Source organism: Streptomyces sp. NPDC001770 (assembly GCF_053596135.1).
This window is the reverse complement of record NZ_JBSFFN010000015.1, coordinates 115,402-133,588: the sequence shown is the minus strand read 5'-3', so window position 1 is coordinate 133,588 and position 18,187 is coordinate 115,402. Positions and strand designations below refer to the sequence as shown.

The 18,187-nt window shown below is 73.4% G+C and carries 14 protein-coding genes and 1 tRNA gene; 9 read left to right on the top strand and 6 right to left on the bottom strand.

The features are described from left to right. Positions 1–87: 87 nt before the first annotated feature. The 4 genes from ACWCSV_RS16180 to ACWCSV_RS16165 are packed head-to-tail and all read left to right on the top strand — an operon-like array spanning position 88 to position 5,484. Complete coding sequence (locus ACWCSV_RS16180; protein WP_451142597.1) at positions 88–984, top strand: FAD binding domain-containing protein; 897 nt, start codon at positions 88–90, stop codon at positions 982–984. Further along, positions 981–2,978, top strand: coding sequence for a 2Fe-2S iron-sulfur cluster-binding protein (locus tag ACWCSV_RS16175; RefSeq protein WP_451142595.1), 1,998 nt, complete (start codon positions 981–983; stop codon positions 2,976–2,978). Before ACWCSV_RS16180 ends, ACWCSV_RS16175 begins: the two co-directional genes overlap by 4 nt. Beyond that, the gene (locus tag ACWCSV_RS16170) at positions 2,975–3,142 is read left to right on the top strand and encodes a hypothetical protein (RefSeq protein ID WP_451142593.1); all 168 of its coding nucleotides are present in this window, start codon (positions 2,975–2,977) and stop codon (positions 3,140–3,142) included. Before ACWCSV_RS16175 ends, ACWCSV_RS16170 begins: the two co-directional genes overlap by 4 nt. Further along, complete coding sequence (locus ACWCSV_RS16165; protein WP_451142591.1) at positions 3,139–5,484, top strand: xanthine dehydrogenase family protein molybdopterin-binding subunit; 2,346 nt, start codon at positions 3,139–3,141, stop codon at positions 5,482–5,484. Before ACWCSV_RS16170 ends, ACWCSV_RS16165 begins: the two co-directional genes overlap by 4 nt. A gap of 153 nt (positions 5,485–5,637) precedes the next feature. Here ACWCSV_RS16165 and ACWCSV_RS16160 read toward each other — a convergent pair. Together ACWCSV_RS16160 and ACWCSV_RS16155 are read right to left on the bottom strand one after the other, a co-directional pair. Continuing rightward, positions 5,638–5,709: transfer RNA gene (locus ACWCSV_RS16160), tRNA-Cys, on the bottom strand. Positions 5,710–6,061: 352 nt separating this feature from the next. Beyond that, positions 6,062–7,042 carry an alpha/beta hydrolase fold domain-containing protein gene (locus ACWCSV_RS16155; RefSeq protein ID WP_451142589.1) on the bottom strand — a complete coding sequence of 327 codons (981 nt, stop codon included), beginning with the start codon at positions 7,040–7,042 and terminating at the stop codon, positions 6,062–6,064. 127 nt (positions 7,043–7,169) lie between these two features. On the opposite strand from ACWCSV_RS16155, the gene ACWCSV_RS16150 reads away from it, so the two are divergent. The 5 genes from ACWCSV_RS16150 (at position 7,170) to ACWCSV_RS16130 (ending at position 14,056) form a co-directional block, all read left to right on the top strand. Further along, positions 7,170–8,159 carry a LysR family transcriptional regulator gene (locus ACWCSV_RS16150; protein ID WP_451142587.1) on the top strand — a complete coding sequence of 330 codons (990 nt, stop codon included), beginning with the start codon at positions 7,170–7,172 and terminating at the stop codon, positions 8,157–8,159. Positions 8,160–8,341: 182 nt separating this feature from the next. Continuing rightward, the gene (locus ACWCSV_RS16145) at positions 8,342–9,868 is read left to right on the top strand and encodes an MFS transporter (RefSeq protein ID WP_451142585.1); all 1,527 of its coding nucleotides are present in this window, start codon (positions 8,342–8,344) and stop codon (positions 9,866–9,868) included. Between the two features lie 215 nt (positions 9,869–10,083). Beyond that, the gene (locus tag ACWCSV_RS16140; protein ID WP_450773887.1) at positions 10,084–11,865 is read left to right on the top strand and encodes a DEAD/DEAH box helicase; all 1,782 of its coding nucleotides are present in this window, start codon (positions 10,084–10,086) and stop codon (positions 11,863–11,865) included. A gap of 611 nt (positions 11,866–12,476) precedes the next feature. Continuing rightward, complete coding sequence (locus tag ACWCSV_RS16135) at positions 12,477–13,121, top strand: IclR family transcriptional regulator (RefSeq protein WP_451142583.1); 645 nt, start codon at positions 12,477–12,479, stop codon at positions 13,119–13,121. A gap of 146 nt (positions 13,122–13,267) precedes the next feature. After that, complete coding sequence (locus ACWCSV_RS16130) at positions 13,268–14,056, top strand: S16 family serine protease (protein WP_451142581.1); 789 nt, start codon at positions 13,268–13,270, stop codon at positions 14,054–14,056. Between the two features lie 250 nt (positions 14,057–14,306). On the opposite strand, the gene ACWCSV_RS16125 is transcribed toward ACWCSV_RS16130, so the two are convergent. The 4 genes from ACWCSV_RS16125 to ACWCSV_RS16110 form a co-directional block, all read right to left on the bottom strand. Continuing rightward, complete coding sequence (locus tag ACWCSV_RS16125; protein ID WP_451142672.1) at positions 14,307–15,245, bottom strand: glycine betaine ABC transporter substrate-binding protein; 939 nt, start codon at positions 15,243–15,245, stop codon at positions 14,307–14,309. 158 nt (positions 15,246–15,403) lie between these two features. Further along, on the bottom strand, positions 15,404–16,279 hold the full coding sequence (locus ACWCSV_RS16120; protein ID WP_451142579.1) for an ABC transporter permease: 876 nt from the start codon (positions 16,277–16,279) through the stop codon (positions 15,404–15,406). After that, entirely contained in the window at positions 16,276–17,541 is a 1,266-nt protein-coding gene (locus tag ACWCSV_RS16115; protein WP_451142577.1) for a betaine/proline/choline family ABC transporter ATP-binding protein, read from the bottom strand. Before ACWCSV_RS16115 ends, ACWCSV_RS16120 begins: the two co-directional genes overlap by 4 nt. Beyond that, positions 17,534–18,181, bottom strand: coding sequence for an ABC transporter permease (locus ACWCSV_RS16110; protein ID WP_327176034.1), 648 nt, complete (start codon positions 18,179–18,181; stop codon positions 17,534–17,536). Before ACWCSV_RS16110 ends, ACWCSV_RS16115 begins: the two co-directional genes overlap by 8 nt. Between the last annotated feature and the right edge of the window lie 6 nt (positions 18,182–18,187).

Genomic DNA, 18,187 nt, shown 5'->3' with positions numbered 1-18,187 from the left:
TGCCAGAGTTGCCACGTCCGGGCTGTGAGCACGTACCGTACGGCGGAACGGGCCGGAGGGCCTGGACACCGGGAAGGGGCAGCTGGGTTGACCACGCACGCACCGCAGGCGACGCAGTCGGTGACAATGCCTGCATCGATCGACGAGGCTGTGGCGGCTCTCGGCGCCATGCCCGCCGCGGTCCCGGTGGCCGGCGGCACGGACCTCATGGCAGCCGTCAACCAGGGGCTGCTGCGCCCCTCCGGGCTCGTCGGACTCGGCCGCATCAGCGAGCTGCGTGGCTGGAACTACCAGGACGGCCACGCCCTCCTCGGCGCCGGCCTCACCCACGCCCGCATGGGCCGCCCCGACTTCGCCGCGCTGATCCCCGCGCTCGCCGCCTCCGCACGCGCCGCGGGTCCGCCCCAGATCCGCAACGCCGGCACCCTCGGCGGCAACATCGCGAGCGCGGCGCCGAGCGGCGACACCCTGCCCGTGCTGGCCGCCCTCGAGGCGGAACTGGTCATCGCGGGACCCGGCGGCCGCCGCCGCGAGATGCCGGTCTCCTACCTGCTCGCCGGGCGCGAACTGCTCGAACCCGCCGAACTGATCGCCTTCGTCCGGGTACCGCTGCTGCACGCCCCGCAGGTGTTCCTCAAGGCCACCGGCCGCACCGGACCCGGCCGGGCCATGGCGTCCGTCGCGATCGTGCTCGACCCGGCCCGCCGCGGAGTGCGGTGCGCGGTCGGTGCCATCGCGCCGATGCCGCTGCGCCCGCTGGAGGCCGAGCGGTGGATCGCCTCGCTGATCGACTGGGACGGGGCGCGCGGTCTGGCCCCCGACGCCCTCGCCGCCTTCGGCGAGTACGTCGCCGCGGCCTGCATCCCGGACCAGGTACCGTCGGCCGAAGGGGAGGCGCCACCACCGTTGCCACCCGCCGTTCTGCACCTGCGGCGCACCGTCGCCGCGCTGGCCCGACGCGCGCTGGGGAGGGCACTGTCGTGACCAACGAGGAAAACCCCCAACAGCACGGACAGCAGGGGGAGTACGACCCCGAGCCGCGTTACGGGTCCTGGCAGCCGACGCGCCAGAGCGGCGAGTACGACGCCGACGCGACGGCCTTCGTCCACCTGTCGCCGGAGGACCTCGCCGACGCCCCGCTGGCCGCCCCCGGCCACGGCTACGTACCGCCGATGATCCTGCCGCTGACGCCCGCCGCCGGTCACGACCCGGCCGCCGGAGGCGGCTGGAACGCGCGGCCGCAGCAGGACCACCCGGACGCACAGCACCCGCGGGACGGTGCGGGCGCGCCCGACGCGGTGCACTGGCCGGACCCGAACCAGCAGAGCCCGTACGCCCCGTACGAGCAGACCCACTCCACCGGGCACCACACCGCGCAGTGGAACTTCGGCGGCGCGGAGGGGGCGGACGGGACCGGCGCCTCGGCCTACGGGGTGCCCTCGGGTTACGACACGGCCCCGAGCCACGAGGGGTACCCGCCGTACACCGCGCCCGGCGCCTACGCGCAGCCCTACGAGGAGCGGCCCTACGAGGGCGAGCACGGCGGCGGCCAGGTCCACGACGACACCACCGACCACCTCGGGCACACGGACCACACCGGGCACGTGCACCTCTCCGGGCACGCGGAGCACCCCGCGCACGCCGAGCACCTCGGGCACGCGGACCACACCGGGCACGTGGACCTCTCCGGGCGCGCGGACCACACCGGGCACGCGGACCCCGTCGGGCACACCGGACAGTGGACGATCCCGGTCGCCGACGGAGAACTGCCGGACGAGTCGGGGGAGTTCGCCGCATCCCCGGCCCTGAACCAGTGGTACACCGGCACCACCCCGCCGGCCACGCTGCCGGGAGGTGCGCCCGCGCCCTGGGCGACCCAGGAGTTCGCCGTACCGGAACAGGCGCCGGAGCCGGAGCCCGCGCCGGAGCCCGCGCCGGAGCCCGCGGCGGAACAGGCGCTCGTGCCGGAGCCGCGGCAGGAGCCGCAGCCGACGCCGGAGTTCGAGCCGGAGTTCGAGCAGGACCCCGCCCCGGCGTCCACGGCGGACGCGGAGCCGAACTCCGGGGCGGACCCCGGACCGGACGCCGAACTGCCCGACGGGCAGCCGGTGGACGCGGCCGGCACCCCCGTACCGGACGCCCCGGAGGCGGACGTGGCGGAGGCCGGGGACGGACCCGCAACCGCGCCGGAGGCCGCCCCCGAAGCCCCGGGGGGCCCCGACCGCGCGGAGGCCCTGGACGCGCCGGGAGCCCCGGACGCGCCGGACGGCGGCTCGCACCCCGCCCCGGCCGAGGGCGAAGTCCCCGTCCCGGCCGCGGAGTTCGCGCCCGAGAGGTTCGCCGCCGAGGGGGCCCTGCCCGCGCCGGAGGCCGTACCGCCGGCGAGCGAGCACCCGAGCGCCTCGTACGTCCTGCACGTCAACGGCGTCGACCGCCCGGTCGCCGACGCCTGGATCGGCGAGTCGCTGCTCTACGTGCTCCGCGAGCGGCTCGGTCTGGCCGGCGCCAAGGACGGCTGCTCGCAGGGCGAGTGCGGTGCCTGCAACGTCCAGGTCGACGGCCGTCTCGTCGCCTCCTGCCTCGTCCCGGCGGCCACCACCGCCGGCAGCGAGGTCCGGACGGTGGAGGGGCTCGCCGTCGACGGGGAACCCTCCGACGTGCAGCGCGCACTCGCGAAGTGCGGAGCCGTCCAGTGCGGGTTCTGCATCCCCGGCATGGCCATGACCGTCCACGACCTGCTGGAGGGCAACCACGCCCCCAGCGAGCTCCAGACGCGCCAGGCGCTCTGCGGCAACCTCTGCCGCTGTTCCGGCTACCGGGGCGTGCTCGACGCCGTACGCGACGTCGTGGCGTCCCGCGCCGCGAGCGCCGAGGCGGCCGCGGGTGCCCCGGAGGCCGCCGAGGCGCGCATCCCGCACCAGGCGGCACCCGGCGCCGGTGGCGTCCAGGCCCCGCCGCACCAGGGAGACGCGCGGTGAGCCCCGCCGCCCCCTCCCCGTCCGTCCGTACCGGTCTCCGCGCGTCCACCTCGGTGGACGCGCGCCCGGCGTACCGGCGTCACCGCGACGCCGGCCCTCAGGTCATCGTCACCGGCACCCCCAGCCGCCGCCGCGGCGGAGCGAACGACAAGGAGGCGGCGTGACCAGCGACGCGGCCACCGCGGCCAACGCGACCAGCACCACCCTGCCCCGGACCGACGGCGCGTCCGGCACCCCCGGCCCCGAGGCGCCCGTACTCGGCATCGGCGCCTCGCTGCCGCACGCCGACGTCCGGGCGAAGGCCGAAGGCACCTTCCCGTACGCCGCCGACCTCTGGGCGGAGGGCCTGCTCTGGGCGGCCGTGCTCAGGTCTCCGCACCCGCACGCCCGGATCGTGTCCGTGGACACCACGGCCGCCGCCGAGATGCCCGGGGTGCGCGCGGTCGTGACCCACCAGGACATTCCCGGCGAGTCCCTCTACGGCCGCCACGTCGTGGACCGCCCGGTCTTCGCCTCCGACCTGGTGCGCCACCACGGCGAGGCCATCGCCGCCGTCGCCGCCGACCACCCGGACACCGCGCGCCTCGCCGCCGCCGCCATCGCCGTCGAGTACGAGGTCCTGGAGCCCGTCACCGACCCGGAGAAGGCGTTCGAGGCCGAACCGCTCCACCCCGACGGCAACCTCGTCCGCCACATCCCGCTCCGCTACGGCGACCCCGAGGCCACCGGCGAGGTCGTCGTGGACGGCCTCTACCGCATCGGTCGCCAGGACCCCGCGCCCATCGGCGCCGAGGCCGGACTCGCCGTGCCCCGGCCGGACGGCGGCGTCGAGCTGTACACCGCCTCCACCGACCCGCACACCGACCGCGACCTCGCCGCCGCCTGCTTCGGCCTCGAACCGGACCGGGTAAGGGTCGTGGTGACCGGCGTCCCCGGGGCGACCGGCGACCGCGAGGACCCCGGCTTCCAGATCCCGCTCGGCCTGCTCGCCCTGCGCACCGGCTGCCCGGTGAAACTCGCCGCCACCCGCGAGGAGTCCTTCCTCGGCCACTCCCACCGCCACCCGACCCTGCTGCGCTACCGCCACCACGCGGACGCCGAAGGCCGGTTGGTCAAGGTGGAGGCCCAGATCCTGCTGGACGCCGGGGCGTACGCCGACGCGTCCTCCGAATCCCTCGCGGCGGCCGTCGCGTTCGCCTGCGGACCGTACGTCGTCCCGCACGCCTTCATCGAGGGCTGGGCCGTCCGTACGAACAACCCGCCCTCCGGACACGTCCGGGGCGAGGGCGCGATGCAGGTGTGCGCCGCGTACGAGGGCCAGATGGACAAGCTGGCCGCCAAGCTGGGCATTGAACCCGCCGAGATCCGGGCCCGCAACGCCCTCTCCACCGGCGACATCCTGCCCACCGGCCAGACCGTCACCTGCCCGGCCCCGGTGGCCGAACTCCTCGAAGCCGTACGGAACTTCCCGCTGCCCACGCTGCCCAAGGACACCCCCGAGGAGGAGTGGCTGCTGCCGGGCGGCCCGGAGGGCGCCGGCGAGCCCGGAGCCGTCCGCCGGGGTGTCGGCTACGCGCTGGGCATGGTCCACATGCTGGGGGCGGAGGGCACCGACGAGGTCTCGACCGCCACCGTCCGCGTCCACGACGGCGTCGCGACCGTGCTCTGCGCCGCGGTCGAGACCGGCCAGGGCTTCACCACCCTCGCCCGCCAGATCGTGCAGGAGACCCTCGGCGTCGAAGAGGTCCACGTCGCCTCCGTCGACACCGACCAGCCCCCGGCCGGACCGGCCGCCCACGGCCGCCACACCTGGGTCTCCGGCGGGGCCGTGGAGCGCGCCGCGAAGATGGTCCGCACCCAGCTTCTCCAGCCGCTGGCGCACAAGTTCGGCATGTCCGTGGAGCTCCTCCAGATCGCCGACGGCAAGATCACCTCGTACGACGGGGTGCTCTCCACCACGGTCACCGAGGCGCTGGACGGCAAGGAGCTCTGGGCGACCGCCCAGTGCCGCCCGCACCCCACCGAGCCGCTGGACGAATCCGGCCAGGGCGACGCCTTCGTCGGACTCGCGTTCTGCGCGGTCCGCGCGGTGGTCGACGTCGACATCGAGCTCGGCTCGGTCCGGGTCGTCGAGATGGCCGTGGCCCAGGACGTCGGCCGGGTCCTCAACCCGGCCCAGCTCGCCGCGCGCATCGAGGCGGGCGTCACCCAGGGCATCGGCGCCGCGCTCACCGAGAACCTCCGCACCGCCAAGGGCCTGGTCCGCCACCCCGACCTCACCGGCTACGCGCTGCCGACGGCCCTGGACGCCCCGGACATCCGCATCGTGAAGCTGGTCGAGGAGCGCGACGTGGTCGCCCCCTTCGGCGCCAAGCCCGTCTCGGCGGTGCCGGTGGTCACCTCCCCGGCGGCGGTGGCCGCCGCCGTCCGCGCCGCGACCGGCCGCCCGATCAACCGCCTCCCGGTCCGGCCGCAGGCAGCGGTGGCGGCGGCACCGAAGGGCTGAGGCCGCCGCCGTCCCCCGTCCGGCCCGTCCCGCGCTCCGGTGTGGGGGCGGGCCGGACCGGCGCGTGCCCGGAGCACGCGAAAGCGGCCGTCCCCGCACCATGGGGACGGCCGCCGCCGTGTTCCGTACGGCGCGAGCGCCGCGTTCTTCTTGAGGCCGTGACCGGATTCGAACCGGTGTAACTCGAGTTGCAGTCGAGCCCCTGAACCTCTCGGGCACACGGCCGAGGTGTGGTGCCTCGGTGTTGTCACGACCGTACGGGCCCGGGGCGGCGGGCTCAAGGGGTTCGACGGGCCCGCAATGCGACTGCCATACGCCGTTCACAGTGGCCCCACCCGGCCCTGCCGGCCCCACCTGGCCCCGTCCGGCCCACCTGGCCCCAACTCGGCCCCACCCGGCCCTGCCGGCCCCACCCGGCCCCACCCGGCCCTGCCGGCCCCACCTGGCCCCACCCGGCCCTGCCGGGCCCACCTGGCCCCGCCCGGCCCCTTTCGGCGCTCCGCGCCCTGGAGCCCCGGCCGAGGCGCTGGGCGCCGGCCGGTCGCTTCCGCCGCTTCGGGGGGCGACCGCTTCCCGGTCAGGCCGGCCGGCCGCCGAGGTGGCTCCGCAGGAAGGCTGCGACGTCGTCCAGGGCCCGCGCGCCTTCGGGGAGGACGGCGGCGAAGCCCTGGAAGACGTGGGGCGCGCCCGGGAACGTCTGCAAGGTGACCGCCACGTCGTCGTCCGCGGCCCTGGCGGCCAGCCGGAGCGCGTCGTCGAGGAGGACCTCGTGGGTTCCGGCCTGGATGAGCAGCGGGGGCAGTCCCCGCAGACCGGCGAAGAGGGGGCTGGCGAGGGGCGAGCGGGGGTCGGCGCCCGCGAGGTAGTCGTCCGCACGGATGGTCAGCGCCTGCCGGGTCAGGGCCGGGTCGAAGGAGGCCTTGGTCTCGTGACTGCGGCCGGACTGGGTGAGGTCCACCCAGGGGGAGAGAACGGCGGCCGCCGCCGGCTGCGGCAACCCGGCCTCCTCGACCGCGACCAGCAGGGCCAGGGCGAGTCCTCCGCCGGCGGACTCGCCGCTCACCGCGATCGTCCCGGCCGGGACACCGCGTTCGAGCAGCCCGCGGTAGGCGGCGAGGGCGTCGTCGACGGCTGCCGGGAAGCGGTTCTCCGGTGCGAGCCGGTAGTCCACCGTGTGCACGGTGGTGCCGGAGCGGCGGGCTATGTCGGCGGCCAGGTTGACGCTCGCGGCGGCGGACCCGAGGGCGTAGCCGCCGCCGTGGAAGAACAGCACCGTCCCCGAAGGATCGCCGTCGCCCGCGGTGACCGTGAGGGCGGGCACGCCGCCGAGGCCGGCCGCCGTGGTCCGCACGTCCGCGGGGACGGGATGGGAGGCGATCATCTCGTCGAAGACGAGCCGCATCCTGCGCGGGTCACCGCCCAGGTCGAGCGGGGAGGTGCGCAGCAGGTCGACGACGGCGGCGAGCCGGGACCCGGACTCGATGGCCCCGCCCGTCGAGCCGCTCGATCCGCCGGTCACCGTGGCGACGCCGTGCCCGTCGCGCGACGTATCCGTCATGTCCGCTCCCTGTGTGTGCGAGTCGTCGCGGCGTTCTGTCGCACGCTGCGACGACCTCTCGTCGGTACCACCCTTCGCCACGCCGGAACTATTTGTCCAATGAATCGTTGGCATACAGAATATGCGCATGACGCATATCGAGCGGACCGACCTGAACCTGCTCGGCCCCCTGGCGGCTCTGCTGGCGGAGCGGCACGTCTCCCGTGCCGCCGAGCTGGCCGGGACGAGCCAGCCGGCGATGAGCCGGGCCCTGCAACGGCTGCGGGACGCCTTCGGGGACGAACTGCTGGTCCGCACGCCGGGCGGCTACCGGCTCACCCCGCGCGCCGAACGGATCCAGCGTCAGCTCGGCGGGGTCATGCCACGGCTGGAGACGCTGTTCGCACCGGAGACCTTCGAACCGGCGGACGCGGCCGAGGCCTTCCGGATCGCCGGGACCGACTACGCCTCGGTCTTCGTCCCGGCCCTCTGCCGGCGCGTCTTCCGGGACTCGCCGCATTCCACCCTGGACTTCGGCAGGTGGCACGACGGCGTCTTCGAGGACATCGACCACGGCCTCGTGGACCTGCTCTTCTACGCCACCAGGAAGCCCTCACCCGGCCTGCGCAGCGAGCACCTGTTCGACGACCGGTTCATGTGCGTCATGGCGCACGACCACCCACTGGCCCACGAACCGGGACCGGCCCACGAACCGGGACCGGCCCACGGACCGGGACTGACCCTGGACGACTACCTCTCCTCCAGGCACGTGATCGTCGCCACCGTCGGGGGCCGGCAGACCGCGGTCGACGATCTGCTGGACCAGCTCCGCAGGCCACGTACGGCCGGCCTGTCCGTGCCGTACCACTCCGTGGCCCCCCTGGCCGTACCGGGCACCCGCCTCGTCGCCACCCTCCCTCACCGCATCGCCGCCGAACACGCCTCCGACCCCGCGCTGCGCATCCTGCCCGCGCCGCAGGAGATCCCCCCGCTGCGCTACCACATGAGCTGGCACCCCCGTCTCGACAACGACCCCGCCCAGCGCTGGCTGCGTGACGCGGTCCGCGGCGTCCTCGCCGAGCCGTCCCCGACCTCCTCCTCCGCCCCGCCGCGCACGGCACCGGATCCCGCTCCCTGACCCGGCGGGGTCCGACGCACGGCGGCCGGCCCCGCTCCCTGACCCGGCGGGATCCGACGCACGGCGGCCGGCCCCGCTCCCCGGTCCAGCCCGGTCCGAACGGGAGACCTACGACCATCGGACCACCCCGCCCCCTCCCTGCGACAGGGATCAACCGGGCGTTTGCCCCTTACCCTGGTGCGATGACCGCCCTGGACCCGCGCGACGCCGATGTCGCGCCCGCCGCCCTGCCCGCCGACGACATACCCGCCGACGTCCTGGCCACGGGCGCGCGGACCGGAGGGGCCGGGGACCGCGCGGGGGACTCCACCGAGGGCGTGCTGGGCCGGACCTACCGCGCCCTGAGCATCGGGATCGTCTCCGTCGTCCTGCTGATCGCCTTCGAGGCGACCGCCGTGGGCACCGCGATGCCCGTCGCCGCGCGCGAGCTGCACGGGGTCCCGCTGTACGCCTTCGCCTTCTCCGCGTACTTCACCACCAGCCTCTTCGCCATGGTGTTCTCCGGGCAGTGGGCCGACCGCAGCGGGCCGCTCGGCCCCCTCGCGGCCGGGATCAGTGCCTTCGCCGCCGGACTGCTGCTCTCCGGCGGCGCGACCGGGATGTGGATGTTCATCGCGGGCCGGGCCGTCCAGGGGCTCGGCGGCGGACTGGTGATCGTCGCGCTGTACGTCGTCGTCGGCCGCGCCTACCCGGAGCGCCTGCGCCCCGCGATCATGGCTGCCTTCGCCGCGAGCTGGGTGATCCCCTCCGTGGTGGGGCCGCTCGCCTCCGGCACCGTCACCGAGCACCTCGGCTGGCGCTGGGTCTTCACGGGCATCCCGGTCCTCATCGTCTTCCCGCTGGCCCTCGCGCTGCCCGCGATCCGGCGCAGGGCCTCCGGCCCGGCGGACGAGGCCGAGGGCGCGCAGCCCTTCGACCGCCGGCGCATCCGGCTCGCCCTCGGCGTCTCGGCGGGCGCGGGGCTGCTCCAGTACGCCGGGCAGGAACTGGACTGGTTCGCTCTGCTGCCCGCCGTCGCGGGGATCGCGCTGCTGGTCCCCGCCGTCCGGGGGCTGCTGCCCACCGGCACCGCGCGCGCCGTACGCGGGCTGCCCGCCGTGGTGCTGCTGCGCGGGGTCTCGGCCGGGTCGTTCATCGCCGCCGAGTCCTTCGTACCGCTGATGCTGGTGACCCAGCGCGGGCTGAGCCCGACGATGGCCGGGCTGTCGCTCGCGGCGGGCGGCGGCACCTGGGCGCTCGGCTCGTTCATCCAGTCCCGGCCCCGGATGGAGCCGCACCGGGAGCGGCTGATGTTCGTCGGCATGCTCATGGTGACCGTGGCGATCCTGGCCGCGCCTTCCGTACTGATCCACTCCGTGCCCGCCTGGACCGTGGCCGCCGCCTGGGCGGTCGGGTGTTTCGGCATGGGCATGGTGATCGCCTCGACCAGCGTGATGATGCTCAAACTCTCCACCCCGCAGGAGGCGGGCGCCAACTCCGCCGCCCTCCAGATCTCCGACGGCCTCTCCAACGTCCTGCTCCTCGCGATCGGCGGCGCGGCCTTCGCGGCGCTCGGCGGCGGCGCGGTGGGCGCCGTCCACGACACCGCGGAAGCCGGCGCCTCGGCGTCCCACCCGGGGGCTTTCGCGGCGGTCTTCCTGCCCATGGCGGCGGTCGCCCTGGTGGGGGCCTGGGTGGCGACCCGGGTACGGGCTCCGCGCGCCGCCTGAGCTCCGCGGGCATCCGCCTCCGCGCGCCGTCCGAGCTCCGCGGGCACCCGCCGGGCCGGTTGTGAAGAGCGTCTCAACCGGCCCGAACCACGCCTCGTTCGTACGGGGTTCCGCCCGGCCCCCCGGTAAGGTGGCCCGGTTGTCGTATCGCGTACCGGGTGTCCCGGGCGGTACCGGCAGCACCCCACGTACCCGAGAGACCCGAACCGGAGACCGTGACTACTACCGCCTCCCACCACCTCTCACCCGCCTTTCCCGGCCGCGCCCCCTGGGGCACCGCGGGCAAGCTGCGAGCCTGGCAGCAGGGCGCCATGGAGAGGTACGTCCAGGAGCAGCCGCGCGACTTCCTCGCGGTCGCCACCCCCGGCGCCGGAAAGACCACCTTCGCGCTGACCCTCGCCTCGTGGCTGCTCCACCACCACGTCGTGCAGCAGGTCACCGTCGTCGCGCCGACCGAGCACCTCAAGAAGCAGTGGGCGGAGGCCGCCGCGCGGATAGGGATCAAGCTCGACCCGGAGTACAGCGCCGGGCCGCTGAGCCGCGAGTACGACGGCGTCGCCGTGACGTACGCCGGTGTCGGCGTACGCCCGATGCTGCACCGCAACCGGTGCGAGCAGCGCAAGACCCTCGTCATCCTCGACGAGATCCACCACGCCGGTGACTCGAAGTCCTGGGGCGAGGCCTGCCAGGAGGCGTTCGACCCCGCCACCCGGCGGCTCGCGCTCACCGGCACCCCGTTCCGTTCCGACACCAACCCGATCCCCTTCGTGACGTACGAGGAGGGCAACGACGGCATCCGGCGCTCCTCCGCCGACTACACGTACGGCTACGGCAACGCCCTCGCCGACGGCGTCGTCCGCCCCGTGATCTTCCTCAGCTACAGCGGCAACATGCGCTGGCGCACCAAGGCCGGCGACGAGATCGCCGCCCGTCTCGGCGAACCGATGACCAAGGACGCCATCGGGCAGGCCTGGCGCACCGCCCTGTCACCCACCGGCGACTGGATCCCCAACGTGCTCACCGCCGCCGACAAGCGGCTCACCGAGGTCCGCAAGGGCATCCCGGACGCCGGCGGCCTGGTCATCGCCACCGACCAGGAGTCGGCCCGCGCCTACGCCAAGATCCTCAAGTCCGTCACCGGCGAGAAGCCGACCGTGGTCCTCTCCGACGAGAAGGCCGCCTCGAAGAACATCGACAAGTTCAGCGCGGACGACTCGCGCTGGATGGTCGCCGTCCGCATGGTGTCCGAGGGCGTCGACGTCCCCCGCCTGGCGGTCGGCGTCTACGCGACGACGATCTCGACCCCGCTCTTCTTCGCCCAGGCGGTAGGCCGTTTCGTACGGTCCCGCAGGCGCGGCGAAACGGCCTCCGTCTTCGTCCCCACCATCCCGATGCTGCTCGACTTCGCCAACGAGATGGAGGTCGAACGCGACCACGTCCTCGACAAGCCGAAGAAGGGCAGCGACGAGGAGAACCCCTTCGCGGAGGAGGACAAACTCCTCGCCGACGCCGAACGGCTGGAGGACGAGGAGACCGAGGAGCAGCTGCCCTTCGAGGCGCTGGAGTCCGACGCCGTCTTCGACCGGGTGCTCTACGACGGTGCCGAATTCGGCATGCAGGCCCACCCCGGCAGCGAGGAGGAGCAGGACTACCTCGGCATCCCCGGCCTCCTGGAACCCGACCAGGTGCAGCTGCTGCTCCAGCGGCGGCAGACCCGGCAGATCGCGCACAGCCGCTCGAAGCCCGCCGCCGAGGCCGACCTCCTGGAGAAGCCCGCCGAGGCCCGCCCGGTCGTCACCCACAAGCAGCTGCTCTCCCTGCGCAAGCAGCTCAACACCATGGTCTCCGCCTACACCCACCAGAGCGGCAAACCGCACGGTGTGATCCACACCGAGCTGCGCCGGGTCTGCGGCGGACCGCCGAGCGCGGAGGCGACGGCGGGGCAGATCCAGGACCGGATCAAGAAGGTCCAGGAGTGGGCGACCCGGATGAAGTGACCGTCCGGGGGTTTCCCGCGTGACGGGTGCGTGCGGCCCGGTGCCCCGGCGGAGGATTCCGCCGGGGCACCGGGCCGCCGTCGTACGGCAGTTCGGGCCCGGCGCGTCCGGCGGGATGCCCTCGGGCGCGCTGCGGTCCGGCGCCGCGCATGGCCGAGAAGGAGGGCACACGCATGGCCGAGTACGGCCTACGTAGCCTCAGCGAAGCATGATTTTTTGTTACGTACTGTTAACGCCGGTTTACCAATGGTGCCCGTCGTCACGCTCCGCGTCGTGCGACCTGGACGCGCGTAGACGTCCGGTTTCCGGACGGTCTCGCGCTGACCGGCGGTTATGCGGGGGAGGAGCGCCAGCGGACCGGATTCTGGACGAGGTCTTCCGCTCAGCGGACTGCGTCGCTACTGTCCGAACATATGTGAACGCCCCGTGGCAACGTCGCCGCGGAGCGCAGCCGGCACCAGGCCGTACCCGTACGCACCGCGCCCCCGGGCGAAGGTGGAATCGCGGGACGGCCAGGCCAGACCGGCGGCCTCTCCGTGCGTCGCCGCTGGGACCGGCGTCGTGTGTGCGTGGAGCCGGCCGCCGTCGCTCACCCTCGGAGGGGACGGGTTGTGACCGCGGAGACTTCCCAGACACTCGACCGAGGACTACGTGTCCTCAAACTGCTTGCCGACACCGACCACGGGCTTACCGTCACCGAGCTGTCCAACCGGCTCGGCGTCAACCGCACGGTCGTCTACCGCCTGCTCGCCACACTCGAACAGCACACCCTCGTACGCCGCGACCTCGGCGGCCGGGCCAGGGTCGGACTCGGCGTGCTGCGCCTCGGGCGCCAGGTGCACCCCCTCGTACGCGAGGCGGCGCTGCCCGCGCTGCGCTCGCTGGCCGAGGACATCGGGGCCACCGCCCACCTCACACTCGTCGACGGCTCGGACGCGCTCGCCGTCGCCGTCGTGGAGCCCACCTGGACCGACTACCACGTCGCGTACCGGGCCGGCTTCCGTCACCCCCTGGACCAGGGCGCCGCGGGGCGGGCCATCCTCTCCGCACGGCAGCGCACCGTCGTCGACCACCCCGGCTACACCCTCACCAAGGGGGAGCTGGAAGCGGGCGCGAGCGGCGCCGCGGCACCGCTGGTCGGGGTCTCCGGAGTGGAAGGCAGCGTGGGCGTGGTCATGCTCGCGGACTGCATCCCGGAGCGGGTCGGCCCCCGGGTGCTGGACGCGGCCCGCGAGGTCGCCGACGCCCTGAGATGAGAGGCTCCTCGACGACGCCTTATTACTGACAGGTTCACGATCCTTCGGTTTCGTACGGTTTGGGCGCGGCGGCCCGGCCGCCCGCACCCGCCGGGCCTCCGGGCCCGGCGCCCGGGAGGGGGCACACCGACCGATAGATTGGCCGGGTGCCCCTTCGTCCTACGCGCCCCCGCACCCTCGCGCTCTGCGCGCTGCCGGTGCTCGCCCTGTTCGGGACCGCCGCCCTCGCCCCGCTGCCGTTCACGCTGGCCCAGCCGGGCACCACGGCGAACGTCCTCGGCAAGGCCGACGGGAAGCCCGTGATCACCATCACCGGCGCGCCCACCCGTACCACCGAAGGCCAACTGCGGATGACGACGATCGTCGCCACCGGGCCCACCGCGGACGTACGCATCGGCGACCTGGTCGACAGCTGGTTCCGCACCGACCGGGCGGTCATGTCGCGCGACTCGGTCTACCCGACCGGCGGCTCCGTGAAGCAGATCGAGCAGCACAACCTGAACGACATGAAGGAGTCCCAGGACGTCGCCGTCGACGCGGCCCTCAACTACCTCGACCGTGAGCAGGGGGCGATGACGTTCTCCCTCGATCTCGGCGACATCGGCGGCCCCAGCGCCGGCCTCTTCCTCGCCCTCGGCATCATCGACAAGCTCGACGGCAACGGCTCCGGCGGCGACCTCACCGGTGGCCGCACCGTCGCCGGTACGGGCACCATCGCGGCGGACGGCACGGTCGGCGCCGTCGGCGGGGTCTCCCTGAAGACCCAGGCCGCCCGGCGGGACGGCGCGACCGTCTTCCTCGTGCCCAAGGCCGAGTGCGGCGCCGCGACGGCGGAGCTCCCGAAGGGGCTGAAGCTGATCCCGGTCACCACCCTCAAGGGCGCCGTGTCCGCGCTCGACGCCCTGGACCGCGGCGCGAGCGTCCCCAGCTGCTGAGTACGAGAACGGCGGCGAACGGGGTGCGCCGACGCGTGGGGGGCGGCGCGGAACCCGGTTGGTGCTTCCCCCCGGCCACGGTCACTCCCCGAGCGGGAAGAGGCGGACGCGGGCGTGGACCGGCGCCGAGCCTTCGGCGTCCTCGGCGACCCGGCCGCGGTAGCTCTCGACGGGTGCGTGGCCCAGACGCACGGAGGCCCGTTGCGAAGAGTCTCCGCAACGGGCCTTTGCATGTACGGGCGCCGCCCCCTCACCCCTCCTTGATGAACCCCTCCTCCACCAGCCACTCCAGCGCCACCGTGTGCGGGTCCGCGCCCTCCACGTCCACCTTGGCGTTGAGCTCCTGGGCGACCTCGGTCGTGAGCTTCGCGCTCACCGGGTCCAACAGGTCGGCGATCACCGGGTACTTGTCGAAGGTCGCGGTGTGGATGACCGGCGCCGCGTTGTAGTTCGGGAAGAAGTGCTTGTTGTCGGCGAGCACGTCCAGATTCATGGCCTTGATCCGGCCGTCGGTCGTGAAGACCTCGCCCAGCAGACAGGAGTCGGACTTGGACACCTGGGTGTAGATGATCCCGGCGTCCATCTTGCGGATGTTCGCGGCGGGCAGGGACATCCCGTACGCCTTCTCCATCCCGGGCAGGCCGTCGTCGCGGGAGGCGAACTCGTTCTCCACGCAGACCGTCACCGCCGACGGGTCCTTCTTCGCCAGCGCCGCCACGTCGGACAGGTCCTTCAGCTTGTACTTCGCGTTCTTCTTCCGGCTGATGGCGAGCGCGTAGGTGTTGTTGAGCGTCGACTGGGGGAGCCAGGTCACCCCGTTGCGCCGGTCGGCGTCGCGTACCGCCTTCCACTGCTCCTCGGGATCGTCGATCGGCTCCGCGTTGCCCAGGTAGGTGATCCAGCCGGTGCCGGTGTACTCGTACATCGCGTCCGCGTCACCCTGCACGATGGCCTCGCGGGCGCTGATCGAGCCCGGGAGGTTGGTGCGGTCCAGCACCTCGGCGCCGGCCGCCTTGAAGACCAGGCCGATCATCTGGCCGAGGATGATGTTCTCGCTGAAGTTCTTCGAGGTGACCGTGAGCGAGGCGCCCTTCAGCGGCTCGCCCGCGCCCACCGAACCCGGCTCCACCTCGTCCGCCATCGGCGACCCGCTCTTCAGCCCGCACCCGGCGAGTGCCAGCACCAGCAGTACGGCCCCGACCGCCGCGGTACGCCGGCGACGGGCCCCGCGCCCACCGCGCCCCGCGAACCCGGACCCGGCGACCCCGCGCCCCGCGGCCCCGGACGCCACGAACCCGTACCCGGCCACCTTCCCGGACCCCGCGAGCCCGGACCCCGCCCGCGTCCTCACGGTGCCTCCAGTCCGCGCGGCGTCAGCACCAGCTCCACCAGCGAGGCCAGCCAGTCCACCAGCAGCGCCAGCACCACCGTCAGCACCGACCCCAGCACCAGCACCGGCATGCGCTGCGTCTGGATGCCCGAGGTGATCAGGTCGCCGAGCCCGCCTCCGCCGCCGAACGTGGCCAGCGTCGCCGTACCCACGTTCAGCACCAGTGCCGTCCGCACCCCCGCCAGGATCAGCGGGACGGCGAGCGGCAGCTCCACCTTCGCCAGCGTCCCCGTACCCGACATCCCGATGCCCCGCGCGGCCTCCACCAGCGTCGGATCGATCGACTTGAGCCCCGCCACCGTGTTGGAGAGCACCGGAAGCACCGCGTAGATCACCATGCCGGTGATCGCCGTGGACGGCCCGATGCCCAGCCAGATCACCAGCAGGGCCAGCAGACCGATCGCCGGGGTGGCCTGGCCGATGTTGGCGATCGCGGTGAAGAGGGGAGCGGACCGCGACAGGCCCCTGCGGGTCAGCGCGATGCCGAGCGGAATCGCGATGATCAGCACCCAGAACGTCGAGATCGCCGTCAGCCGCACGTGCTGCCACCAGCGCAGCTCCACCGTGTCGCCCGCGATCGAGTTCTCCGCGATGGAGTCCAGGGTGATGGTGTTGATCCAGAAGTACGTCGCCACCAGCACCGCGGCCAGCACCAGCGGCAGCACCACCAGCTTCTGCCAGGTGATCCGGCGCGGCGGACGCGCCGGGGGAGGGGGCGGCTCGCTCTCCTCGTCCCGGAACGCCACCCCCTTGACGTCGTGCTCACCCGGCGGCCGGGCCGGAACCCGGTCCCGGCCGGACGAGTCGCGGTCCTGGCGGCTGCTGGGGCTCATGCGCCGCCACCCCCCTCCAGCTCCTGCTCCGTCTGATGGCTGCGCAGCTCCTCCAGCTGGTGCTGGTGCTCCATCGCCGTGAGCCGGTCCGCCTCCAGCAGCTCCTGCACGTTGTCCATCAGGGTGCCCATGTCCACCACCCCGACGAACTCCCCGCGCCGCCCGGTCACCGCGGCCCGCCCCCCGCTGTCGGTGAGCACCGCCTCCAGCGCGTCGTGCAGCGTGGCGTCCCGGGTCACCGTGTCGTGCACCAGCTGCCCGGCCCGCGCGAGCGAACCGCGCGCCCGCATCAGGTCGCCGCGCCGCAGCCACTTGTACGGGCGGTTCTTGCGGTCCAGCATCAGCAGCTCGTTGTGCGGACCGCTGCGCAGCTTGTTGAAGATGTCCTGGAGCGGGTCGTCCACCGTCACCGTGGGGAAGTCGGCGACGACCACGTCCCGGACCCGGGTGAGGTTGAGCCGCTTCAGCGCCGCGCCCGCCCCGACGAAGCCGGAGACGAAGTCGTCGGTGGGGTTGGTGAGGATCGCCTCCGGGGTGTCGAACTGCGCGATGTGCGAACGCTCCCGCAGCACCGCGATCCGGTCGCCGAGCTTGATCGCCTCGTCGAAGTCGTGGGTGACGAACACGATCGTCTTGTGCAGCTCGTGCTGGAGCCGGATCAGCTCGTCCTGGAGGTGGTCGCGGGTGATCGGGTCGACGGCCCCGAACGGCTCGTCCATCAGCAGCACCGGCGGGTCCGCGGCGAGAGCCCGCGCCACGCCCACGCGCTGCTGCTGGCCGCCGGAGAGCTGGCGCGGGTAGCGGCCGTGGAACTCCCGGGGGTCGAGCCCCACCAGGTCGAGCATCTCCTCGACCCGGTCCTTCACCTTCCGCTTCGACCAGCCGACCATCTTCGGTACGAGGGCGATGTTGTCGGCGACCGTCATGTGCGGGAAGAGCCCGGAGGACTGGATCGCGTACCCGATCTTCCGGCGCAGCTTCACCGGGTCCATGTCCGTGACGTCCTCGTCGCCGATCCGGATCCGGCCTGAAGACGGCTCGATCAGCCGGTTGATCATCTTCAGCGTGGTCGACTTGCCGCAGCCGGACGGGCCCACGAAGATCACCGTCTCGCCCGCCTTGATGTCCATGGAGACGTTCTCCACGGCCGGGTTCGGGTTGCCCGGGTACAGCTTGGTCAGGTTCTCCAGCTGGATCGTCGCCCCGGAGGTCTCGGCCGCCGCGTCCGGCTCGGCGGTGGCGTCGGCAGCGGTCTCAGACACGGATCCCCCTGGGAATGGTCAGCCGCCCGAGCAGCACGTACGCGGCGTCGAAGAGAAGCGCGAGAATGACGATGCCGAGCGTGCCGGCGAGGACCTGGTTGATGGCGTTGGCGCTGCCCAGCGAGGCGATGCCCCGGAAGATCTCGTTGCCGAGCCCGGGACCCGAGGCGTACGCGGCGATCGCGGCGATGCCCATCAGCATCTGGGTGGCGACCCGGATGCCGGTGAGGATCGGCGGCCAGGCGAGCGGCAGCTCCACCCGGCACAGCCGCGCGATCCGCGACATCCCGATGCCCTTCGCCGCGTCCACCAGCGACGGGTCCACCCCGCGCAGCCCCACGATCGAGTTACGGACGATGGGCAGCAGCCCGTACATCGTCAGGGTGATCACGGTCGGCGCCACACCCAGCCCGACCAGCGGGATCAGCAGACCGATCGCCGCCAGCGAGGGAATGGTCAGGATCGTCGCCGTCGACGTGATGGCGAACGAACCGCCCCAGCCACTGCGGTAGCTGACCACCCCGATCACCACCCCCAGCACCGTCGCGATGACCATGCACTGGAAGACGGCGCTGACGTGCTGGAAGGCGTCGGTGAGCAGTTGCTGGTGCCGGGTCGTCACGTACTCCCAGAAGCTCAAGCGACG